General features: G+C 40.9%; 9 protein-coding genes. 3 read left to right on the forward strand and 6 right to left on the reverse strand.

What is annotated here, in order from left to right; all coding sequences use genetic code 11:
- Positions 1–34: 34 nt before the first annotated feature.
- Positions 35–766, reverse strand: coding sequence for an FKBP-type peptidyl-prolyl cis-trans isomerase (locus DXK30_RS12215; RefSeq protein WP_057762133.1), 732 nt, complete (start codon positions 764–766; stop codon positions 35–37).
- A gap of 456 nt (positions 767–1222) precedes the next feature.
- On the opposite strand from DXK30_RS12215, the gene DXK30_RS12220 reads away from it, so the two are divergent.
- Positions 1223–2887, forward strand: coding sequence for a mechanosensitive ion channel (locus tag DXK30_RS12220; protein WP_114701916.1), 1665 nt, complete (start codon positions 1223–1225; stop codon positions 2885–2887).
- Between the two features lie 144 nt (positions 2888–3031).
- Here the strand turns inward: DXK30_RS12220 and DXK30_RS12225 are convergent, their stop codons facing one another.
- Entirely contained in the window at positions 3032–4474 is a 1443-nt protein-coding gene (locus DXK30_RS12225) for a hypothetical protein (protein ID WP_162799534.1), read from the reverse strand.
- A gap of 281 nt (positions 4475–4755) precedes the next feature.
- On the opposite strand from DXK30_RS12225, the gene DXK30_RS12230 reads away from it, so the two are divergent.
- On the forward strand, positions 4756–5538 hold the full coding sequence (locus DXK30_RS12230) for an SDR family NAD(P)-dependent oxidoreductase (RefSeq protein WP_114701918.1): 783 nt from the start codon (positions 4756–4758) through the stop codon (positions 5536–5538).
- 199 nt (positions 5539–5737) lie between these two features.
- On the opposite strand, the gene DXK30_RS12235 is transcribed toward DXK30_RS12230, so the two are convergent.
- From DXK30_RS12235 to DXK30_RS12245, 3 genes are all read right to left on the reverse strand, one after another.
- The gene (locus DXK30_RS12235; protein ID WP_227670755.1) at positions 5738–6433 is read right to left on the reverse strand and encodes a lysophospholipid acyltransferase family protein; all 696 of its coding nucleotides are present in this window, start codon (positions 6431–6433) and stop codon (positions 5738–5740) included.
- 165 nt (positions 6434–6598) lie between these two features.
- Entirely contained in the window at positions 6599–8485 is a 1887-nt protein-coding gene (gene parE / locus DXK30_RS12240; protein WP_114701920.1) for a DNA topoisomerase IV subunit B, read from the reverse strand.
- A gap of 110 nt (positions 8486–8595) precedes the next feature.
- Positions 8596–9264: a YqiA/YcfP family alpha/beta fold hydrolase gene (locus tag DXK30_RS12245; RefSeq protein WP_114701921.1), complete on the reverse strand. Its 669-nt coding sequence runs from the start codon at positions 9262–9264 to the stop codon at positions 8596–8598.
- A gap of 187 nt (positions 9265–9451) precedes the next feature.
- Here DXK30_RS12245 and DXK30_RS12250 point away from each other — a divergent pair, with 187 nt between their 5' ends.
- Positions 9452–9712: a DUF1289 domain-containing protein gene (locus DXK30_RS12250; protein ID WP_114701922.1), complete on the forward strand. Its 261-nt coding sequence runs from the start codon at positions 9452–9454 to the stop codon at positions 9710–9712.
- 49 nt (positions 9713–9761) lie between these two features.
- On the opposite strand, the gene DXK30_RS12255 is transcribed toward DXK30_RS12250, so the two are convergent.
- Positions 9762–10640, reverse strand: coding sequence for a hypothetical protein (locus DXK30_RS12255; RefSeq protein WP_114701923.1), 879 nt, complete (start codon positions 10638–10640; stop codon positions 9762–9764).
- Positions 10641–11147: the final 507 nt, after the last annotated feature.

The following is an 11147-nucleotide window of genomic DNA, read 5'->3' on the forward strand; positions in this document are numbered from 1 at the left end:
AGTATTTAAATTAAACAATATCTGCTTTAGATACTTATTTTACTTTTAATAGCTCAACAGTAAAGATAAGGGTGCTGTTAGGCTCGATACCAGCGTTACCCGCTTCGCCATAAGCGATGTCTGATGGGATATAGAACTCGTATTTTCCGCCTTCTTTCATCAACTGTAGACCTTCAGTCCAGCCAGCGATTACTTGGTTTAGTGGGAACTCGATTGGCTCACCGCGCTCATAAGAGCTGTCAAATACCGTACCATCAAGCAATTTACCTTCGTAGTTTACTTCAACCACGTCAGTTGCTTTTGGTGATTTACCAGTACCTGCTTTGATAACTTTATACTGTAAACCAGACTCTGTTTGCTTCACGCCTTCTTTTTTAGCGTTTTCTGCTAAGAATGCAGTACCAGCGGCTTTATTTTCTGTCGCTTTGGTTTCCATGTCTTTAACAAACTGCTCTTCTTGCTCTTTTTGATAGTCCATCAATACTTGTTGCATTTGCTCTTGGGTCAATGCTGATTCATTGCCTTCGTAGCCATCACGGAAGCCTTTTTCAAAAGTATTTAGGTCTAGATCTTTGACAGCGTCTTTATTGCCTTCTGCCATCATGAAACCTAAGCTATAACCTACTTTTTCACTAGCTGAGCTTTGTTCAGTAATGGAAACGCTTTGAGCGGCTGTCTCTTGATTGCCATTGTTGGTGCTACAGCCTGTTACTAACAACATAGCGCTAGCAAGTGCACTAACGCCTAAAGTAGTGATTTTTTTCATAAAGTACTCTCTAATTGTAAGAATAGTGGCGAGATGTCACATTCCTCTATAATAACAAATCTTAGTTTTGGGAACCACGCTTTGCACGAAATTATCGGGCGAATGTATAGTCTATGTTAATATCTTCTATCATAATAACAAGTTATCACACAAATATAGTAACAGGTAAAGCTTTCTGTCTTTAAATCCATCAATACATCAGCTAAGCTGAATTAGTTAAGGAGATAAGTAACCGAGCGTTAATTTTTATCAAAAATAAGCATATATCGATAGCGAAGTCACTGTAATATAAATAAGAGATACTGCTGATAAGCCTTTATGCTCAAAAACGATAATATCTCTATATAACTGATTCTAAAAATACTATTTATGACAACCATCTGTATGTCTTGCTCACTAATCGCTGTATGAACATTGTTTTTGGCGAGTTATATAAGATGCTTCAAGGAGGATAAAATGAACCCAATGTACACATCTTTTAACGGCTATCTCGGTGGACCTATCGGTTCCATCATTGGCGCTATTTTGATATTCGTTATTGGTTGGCTAGTAGCCCTTGGTATCGCAGCACTGGTACGCGGCGTACTCTCTAAAGTTAATCTCAATCAGCGTATGAACTCTTCAACTGGTAAAACTTACGACCTTGAAGGGATCATTTCCAAGATTGTTTTCTGGTTTATTTTCATCATTGCTATCTCAGGCGCACTTAGCCAATTAAACTTAAACTCTATCTCGGCACCATTCGCAAATATGGTTAATCAAGTATTGGCATTTATCCCTAATCTTATCGGCGCTATCGCACTTGGTGTGATCGGTTGGGTCGTGGCTACTGTTGCACGCACAGCGATCAACGCAGCTCTTGCAAAAACCTCTATGGATGAGCGTTTAAGTGCACAAGCTGGTGTAAAACCAATGAGCAGTACAATTGCTGATATGGTTTACTGGTTCATCTTATTGGTTGTGTTGACCATGGTACTTGGTCAATTAGAGCTTGATGGTTTGTTTGCACCACTGACTAATATGGTCGACAAAATCTTTAGCTTCATCCCTAATATCTTGATTGCTGGTGTGGTCTTCGTCGTTGGTTATATCATTGCCAAAGTCGTACGCGGCATTGTAACCAATCTTGTTTCTACTTTTAATGTACAAGAATTGGCATCAAAAGCAGGTTTAAGTGAGCAAAACAGCTTACCTAACATTGCAGGTTCATTAGCATTTTTAGTGGTTATCATTCCAACCATTATTGCTGCTCTAAACGCATTAAAAATCGAAGTAATTGCTCGCCCTGCGACCAATATGCTTAATAAAATCATGGAAGCCTTGCCAAATATTTTTATGGCAGTCGCTATCCTAGTAGTAACTTTCTACGTTGTACGTATGGTTGCCAACATCATCAAAGGTCTGATTGAGAACACTCAAATCAATCAATTACCTGCGAAAGTTGGTCTACAAGAAACCATGGGCGACAAGAAAATCTCTGACCTAGTTGGTTATGCGATTATCTTCTTCGCTATGCTGTTTGCTGCTATTGCAGCTGCTGACTTGTTAGGTTTCGAGCCTATCTCAGCGATTATCACGATGTTTATCGCATTCGGTGCGAACATCATCCTAGGCGCAATTATCCTATTTATCGGATTCTGGCTTGCCAATATTATTGCAGGTGTGGTTGAACGTTCTGAGCAAGGTTCACAATTCCTAGCAAACATCGTACGTGTATTAATCATGGGCCTAGTATTAGCAATGGGTCTAAAAGCGATGGGTATTGCCGATTCAATCGTTAATCTAGCATTTGGTCTAACACTAGGCGCGGTAGCCGTTGCATTTGCTCTATCATTCGGTCTTGGTGGTCAAGAAGCTGCAGCACGATTCCTACGTAAAATGCAGGATAAGATGGATCATGAGCGTACTGAAGCGAAAGCAAAATCTGCGCTACAGCCAAGTTCATCAACTCAAGAAAAAGTTGCTGATTCAGTTCGTGAAAACACACCATCTGCTGCTAGCACCCCTACCACTGATTTACGTACCGATGTAGTTGATACACCTCGTGTTGATACTAATGACATCTACAACAGTGATAACGTAATTCCTGGTAGCGGTCTTAACGACGATATTAATGAATAAGTACTTATGATGCTTTAGTTTAGTTACAAAAAAGACAGCCTAGGCTGTCTTTTTTTTATGTCAATAAATATATTAATAAATCTATGGGTTTTTCTATCAAAATTCTTACTATCAGAGTTTATTCAAACAATTTCACGCTACAATCTACTGCTTATTTTTTCGCGCTGGAATCGTTAAGCTCATTTGTACTTGCGGTAATTTTTCTTTTTGCGCCTTCGCAGGTTTACCACTTTCCACACTACTAGCAGGTGGCGTATTTTGCTTATCTAACTCTTGTTGTTTTAGCTTTTGCATTTGCTTAGTAAGTTGGCGCTCTCGCTGAGTCATCGCATCAACTGGCTGAATCCACAAATCAATATCGAAAAAACTCTCATCTTTCTCAGTGATAAAATCGATACCAAGCACGACTACATGATGTAGCTCAATAATTGGCAAACGTGTGGCAACGTCCTGAGCAATCTTTGCTAGCTTTGGTTGGACAGCGGCTTTGCTATTAGGCCCTTTTGACTCTTGACCATAAAATACCAGTACATAATGTCGTCCCAAACTTTCATAAGAATGTTGATGTACCACATAGCCCTCTTTTTGCAGCGATGTGCTCTGTTTAGGGTGTCTATACAGCGTACGAATAAGCTCGTGACGTGAAAACAAAGACTCATCTAGCAGTTGTTGTTGCCAGTGAGCGAGCGGTACCTCTAACTGATTGCCATCATTGGATATTTGCTTTTTACTATATGTGTCTATCATCTGCATACTTAATTGGGACCATAGCGTTGCGGCCTGTTCCATATGCTGATGATACATCTGCGCAGTTGTGCTTCGGTTTTTATAAGCAAGCTTCATGGCTACAAGTGCTGAATTAGGTGCTTCTTGTACCTTACTTTTGATGAGCGCATTGTCGACTGCAATGGCAGTGGCAAATAAATCTGGGCTTTGTAAGAACTGCTCAACCAGAGCGTCTTCTGATTCAAAGCTTGGTATGTGGTTTACGGCCGACTGCTGTAGCTGCGCTAAATGATAAGCTAAGAAACGCCATAACTCACACGGGGTTCGTACCGCTACTGCTATCGAGTACCAGTCGTCCCAACTAAAGACTTGCAACTGCTGCATGCTTTCGCTCATGTCGACAACTAAGTCTTCTAAAAAGTAACGAACCCCAAAATTGTGTTTAAGTCGCTGTAGAGCACTGTTTTTTTCATCCTCTCTATCTCCTTGACTAAGACTACTACCTCCTCCGACAAGCTGAATATCAAAAATCAGAGCTTCATAACCAGCTAAGATATTGTCTTCATTCTGAGACGATAATGATTTGTACCACGAAAGAGCTGACTTTACCGCAGTCATACGTACAGCATCAATATCAGCTGATTCTGTATCATAGGGTAAATATAATGTCAGCTCCAACAGCTGGAGCTTGCCAAGTGGTAACTGATATTGATAGTGACGAGCGATATACTGAGCATTGTATTCATGCTCAATCGTATACATGCCTGCCAAGGTCACCGCCATAGCATCTGCTTGTAAATAACTGACTAGCTCGGTCGTCAGATAGCCCCAGTCGGGCATAGTAGTAATCGAATGGGACACAAATTCCAACCTTATATTATCGTATGGTGAATATCGCACATAACAGCACGTAATAATAACAACATCATTATCGCGTATTACAAATATCTGAATGATGCAAAATTATGCTACATAAGCACTATTATAGACAGTCGCTTTCAAAGCAATCACTTGTTATGATGATATCAAAGTCATATAGCTTGTGCATAGACTCTATAGCTATAGGCTGTACTCACGTATCTTTATCAGAAACGTTCCTCAAAATTTCAATGAGCATTATATAATAACAAGGATTTAGTATTATGAAGCGTTTTAAAGAAAAAACCGTTATCGTAACTGGCGCGGGCTCAGGTATTGGTCGTGCAACTGCAATTCGTTTTGCGGCAGAAGGTGCTAGCGTCGTTTTGGTAGGACGTACTGCTAAAACGTTAGAGGAAACAGCAGAAGAGTTTCCAGAAGACCATACGTGGATTCATACAGATAACTATTTGTGTATTACTTGTGATATTAGCGTCCAGAGCCAAGTACAAGAAATGGTCGCACGCGCTATCGACAAGTTTGGAAAAATTGATGTCTTGGTAAATAATGCTGGAAAAGCGACTCAGGGAAAAATAACAGACCTGTCTGCAGAAGACTGGCGCTCGGCCATTGATGTAAACCTAAATGGTACTTTCTACGTTTCACAAGCGGTAATGCCCCACCTAATAAGCACTAAAGGCAGTATAGTAAATGTCTCATCGCTTTCGGGAATGGGTGGAGACTGGAATATGGCTGCCTACAATGCCGCTAAAGCGGGTGTGACCAATCTAACCCGTACATTGGCGTTAGATCACGGTCCTGATGGTGTGCGTGTCAATGCTGTCAACCCGAGCGTAACCAAGACCAATATGACAACTGCTATTCAAGACAATGACAGTAAAATAGATAAGTTTCTAGCCCGGTGTCCACTTGGGCGTTTGGCAGCACCAGAGGATATTGCCGCCGCCATTACTTTCTTAGCAAGTGATGATGCCTCTATGATTACTGGTGTGAACCTACCTGTCGACGGCGGTGTTAGTGCCTCCAACGGACAGCCCCAGTTTTAGAGCTTTACACTAATAAACATCCAAATATATTACTCAAAAAAAGCCCGCGATATTATCATATCAAGGGCTTTTTCAACATCAGTTATCAAAGCTTAATTGTAGGTAGTTTTGAGTCTTCGCACCTGTAACACAGTCAATGCTTATAATTGAACTAATTGAACTAATTGAACTAATTGAACTAATATTTATACCATTTAGCTTATTCAGCTGCATTATTGATGTCTTGTAGTGGCTGCGACAAACGCTCAAGGTGTCTTGGTAATACCCCTTTATACTGAGAATATATTTTTGGTAAATCTGCTGCGATATCACCTGTAGGATAAACCAGCGACATAAACCGTATTTCTTTAGTATTGTAGTCCATCGCTACTGGCAAAATCGGTACACCAGCACCCACCGCTAAATAATAAAAACCTGTCTTCCACGACTCAGTATATTGCCGTGTACCCTCTGGTGATAATCCCAAAAATAATGGTTCACCAGTTTTGAACTTATCAATACTGGCTTGCAGCACAGAGCCTTTGTCACCACGATCGATAGGAATAACCCCTATCCAATTTAATAGATGTGCAAACACAGGCACTTTAAATAGCGTGTGCTTGCCCATGATGCTGATTTTAATGTCTAATGCAAACAAACTTGGAATCGCATAAATACCATCCACATTAGAAGTATGTGGCAGAGCAAGCACTACAGCTTGTGAGATATTTGGAATCTCGCCTACCGTACGCCAACCTGCTGTTTTTAACAGCGCAGATGCAATAACAGGCGCAAACTTGTTACCACGCTTAGGAACCTTATCTCCCAAATGCTTTTTGCTAAGTTTTGGGAGTACTTTGGAGCGCGCAGGTTTAGAAGCAACAGACTTAGAACGGTTAGAAATCTTCGGTATCATGACAGCACAATATAATGAAAGGTACTGACATAATACCATTAAGCCTTTGTGGCTAGGCTGAATTTTGCGTGCTTTTATTATGTGATAGATCGTTTATCCATAAATATAAGTAATGACCTATTCCGATATTTTGCACACATACTTCTTTAAACTTATTGCTAAGTATTAAGAAATATCGGCCAAATCACCTTTACTCTCAAGCCACGACTTACGATCAGAGGCACGTTTCTTAGCCAGTAGCATATCCATCACACTATTGGTCAGTACCATGTCATCCATATCTAACTGTACTAAGCGGCGTGTATCACGGCTCATTGTCGTCTCACGTAGTTGCTCAGCACTCATTTCACCAAGTCCTTTAAAGCGTGTAATCTGAGCTTTTTTATTGCCCGGTACATTAGCTAAAATATGTGCGAGCTCCGGCTCATCCAGTGCATAGTGAACTTCTTTACCCACATCCACTCGGTACAATGGCGGCATGGCCACAAACAAATGCCCTGCATCCACTAGTGCAGGGAAATGCTTCACAAACAGTGCGCAGATCAATGTCGCAATATGCAGTCCATCAGAGTCAGCATCCGCTAAGATACATATCTTGTCGTAACGTAGCTCGGACAAATCATCAGAGGCAGGATCGACACCGATAGCAATGGCAATATCATGAATCTCTTGGCTTGATAGCACCGTATCTGATGATACCTCCCATGTATTTAGGATTTTGCCGCGCAGAGGTAATATCGCCTGATAATGACGATCTCTTGCTTGCTTAGCACTACCACCCGCAGAGTCACCCTCTACTAAGAATAGCTCTGCCCCATCACGCAAGTCACCACGACAGTCTGCCAATTTACCAGGCAATGCTGGCCCCTGAGTAATCTTTTTACGAGCGACTTTTTTGGCTGATTTTAGGCGACGTCCAGCTTTATTAATCGCCAATTCCGCAATCTGCGTACCCATGTCCGCATGCTGGTTTAACCACAGACTGAAAGCATCTTTTGCCAATGTCTGTACGGCGCCAGCAGCCTCGCGGCTCGATAGACGCTCTTTGGTCTGCCCAGAGAACTGCGGCTCAGAGAACTTCAAGGACAAGATATAATTTACCCCATCCCACACATCTTCTGCGGTCAGCTTGACGCTGCGCGGTAGCAAGTTATGAATATCACAAAACTCACGCAACGCTTCTAAGATACCTGTACGCAGTCCATTGACGTGCGTACCGCCCTGCGCTGTCGGGATAAGGTTGACATAGCTTTCTTGGATTGGTGTGCCACCCTCAGGCAGCCAAGACAAGGCAAAGGTAATAGCAGCACGTTCGCCCGCTTTCGCATCGTAGTTATAATAAAACGGTGCTTCAGGCAATGTTTCAAGGCCGTCTAGCTGCTCGCTTAGATACTCAACAACCCCATCCGTAAACTGCCAAACCACCTTTTCATCGTTGATATCATCAGTGAATTCAATCGTTAGACCAGCCGCCAAAACTGCTTTGGCTTTTAGATTGTGTTTGAGTTGCTTTACATTAAATTTGGGCGTATCAAAGAAACTACCATCCGCCCAAAAGTGTACTCTCGTGCCACGTTTGCGCTTATTTGAGCTGACTGCTTCAGTCAATGGCGTAACTGGTGCACCATTTTCAAATGCCATATCAAACTGTGTGCTATCACGCCATACCGTAACCTCAACGCGGGTTGATAGCGCATTGACGACAGAGATACCCACTCCATGTAGACCACCTGACACTTCATAATTAGAGGTCGAGAACTTTCCACCTGCATGTAAGCGAGTTAATATCAGCTCAATACCAGATTGACCAAACTCAGGGTGAATATCAGTTGGCATACCGCGCCCGTCATCTTCGACAGACAACGACCCATCACTATGCAATTGCACTTTGATGGTTTTCGCATAACCAGCCAACGCTTCATCAACTGAGTTATCAATGACCTCTTGCGCCAAATGGTTCGGGCGCGTGGTATCGGTATACATACCTGGGCGACGACGGACAGGTTCCAGCCCTTCTAAAACTTCTAACGATTGCGCATTATATTGACTCACAAATGCATCCTTAACTATTCGCGTGCGTTTAATTCTATTAAACCATTATAACGAAAAATAGCGACGTTAACGTTAATACTCCATCGCTTACGTCATATAATGTCGTCTATTTAAGGTTGTACTAAACTCTGTAAGATATTCATCACCATGGGCAACTGCTCATCAAAGTCACTGAAGCGATGATCGCCACCCACTTGCACCGTTACCGATGCGCCCTGACTTTGATAAAAATCTCTAGACAATTCAGAATTCAACAACTCATCGCCTTCTTTTAGTAGTACAGCAACTTTATCGGGATAGTTTACTGATAACAGCTGATTATCTGCAAACCACTGTAAATCTACAGGCGTAATACTCCAACCACCCGCTGTCGTATGCAGGACTTTGCTAGTAGATGACTCATTTAAATTATCTTGACTTGATACTGATTGATTAGAGAAACGCTGTAAAGTGATATGGGGCTGAGTACTAGGATTGAGCAGTAAAACTGGGCAACCTATCTGATTGCTTATCAAAGTAGAAAAATACCCACCTAGCGAGCTTCCGATTAATACCGTATTTGATAACTCAGTCTGCTTATCTGCTGATGTTCTATCTTCACTATTATTTAGTGATTTGATTAAAGACAGTAGTTGCTTACACACTTGCGCAGGGGTTTTATTTAAATCAGGACGCAGCACATTAATATCAGGATGATGAAGCAGGCAATATTTTTCTAACAACACTCCTTTGGTCGAATTAGCATCACTGTCTAATCCATGGATATAAATCAAGTTCACGTATCATCTCACTTATTAATTTTGTTATGATTATCTTATAAAGGCTATCAAAGCTAAGCATAGCACCCGCTAGACGGAAATAATAACAATAAAATGGCACACTATTAGTCAGTATTTGCGACATAATAAGGTTATACAGTGATTTTATGCAGGTCAAAGGAATGACGGTAGTCATTATGGAGGAGTCATGAATCAACAGTTTGAGCTGTTCGAGATTGCCAACCCATGTATTGGTCTTTGTCAAAGCAATAAGAAGGGTTATTGCTTTGGTTGCCTGCGTAGTCGAACTGAGCGCCAGCTATGGCATGACATGACGACAGAGCAGCAACGCGAGGTGCTAAGGCTTATCGCAGGACGTAAGCTACGTATAGAGCAAATGAAACAGCGCAAAGATGTACAGTTAGGATTTGATTTTGAAGAGATACCTGAGGTAGGTGAGTTATTTTGAGAAGTTCCATACTTCTCACTCAATAAGAATTTCCAAATTAAACATTTTGTTATGGCTTTATATTCCATCTTCCTTTTATTCTAAAATTTGGTTCTGCTTTTAAATATGGAGTATTTATACCTAAAGTAGCTGCAATAAGTTTCGTATTAAAAGACCTAAATTCAAGACTGTAATTTTCATCTGGATATGAGTATCCAATTGGATATCCACCATACTTTGCCTCATGAACTAATTCATTTCGTTGTTTGCTAAGTTTGCTTTCTTTCTTGGTAATCAATTTTGCCCATAATGGCAGTTTTAAATTATATTTTTCAGAAAGTGCTATTGGACGACCTGCATGACTATTAGCTGTTGTTCCTGATAGTTTATATATACCATCAAGAACTTTGTATTGTGCATCAAACCTTTCCCAATCAAACTGATAGCTTTGACCGATTAAATACCAATGAATACAAGCAAACATCTGATTTCGATCTTCTTCACCTGAGTTAATATAAAATCGATTTATACATTCCATTCCATTTACGTAGTCACTATCTGCTAATAATAGGCCATTTGAAGTAGTAGGCTTGAAAGCTATGCGTCCTAAATGTGAATAACCTTCTGGTGTAAGATACAGTCCTTGTAAAAACCCGTAACCTAAAATAAGAAACCTTAAATGGTCGTCGGAGTAACTTTTAGTTGATGTTATTCGATGCGTAGAACTCATATGAAAAAATGATTTATGAACTATTGGTGCATCAGATGCAAAGTCTTCTTTTTCACTAGCTGATTTCACAAGTTCTATTTCTGGTCCATAGAACCATCCGTTGCTGACACGTGCCGTACTGTAAAAATCTTTTAGAACATAAGAAAATTCCAAAACAGGGGCTACCTTAAATCCATCACATTCGAACGATTTAGGATCAATGAGGAAGCCAAACTTCATAGTAAATTCTCTATAATTTTTTATTGTGTATATTAACAGAAAGATTATTATAACCGAATACCTAGTACAAGCTCCAAAATCATACATATAAGATATAGTACCAGTCAAAAAGTATCAGAGATTTCTCAAATTCCAGCCAAAGAAAAGCCCCCAACGAATTAACGTTGGGGGCTTTATCTAGAATAGAGAGCTGACGAACGAGAAGAGCGCCGTTAAGGAAAAGCATTGCCAACTACGAGCACAGCTCTTGTCTTGCGTCGGGCGAAACAGTGTTTCGCTTACTCATCCTCAAGGCAGCGCAAAAGCTATCTACAGGCATAGCCTTTCGTCTTGCGTTACGGACGACTGTCTCCCAGACAATCGTTACTCCTTGCTTACATTTAAATAGGATTTTCTGCGTAGGTCATTAGGAATAAAAGATAGACGCAAAGAAAAAACCCCGACAAGCTAATGTCGGGGGATATTTCAGAATAGAGAGCTGACGATGACCTACTCTCACATGGGCGA

Origin of the sequence: Psychrobacter proteolyticus (genome assembly GCF_003350005.1) — a bacterium.
GTDB lineage: Bacteria > Pseudomonadota > Gammaproteobacteria > Pseudomonadales > Moraxellaceae > Psychrobacter > Psychrobacter proteolyticus.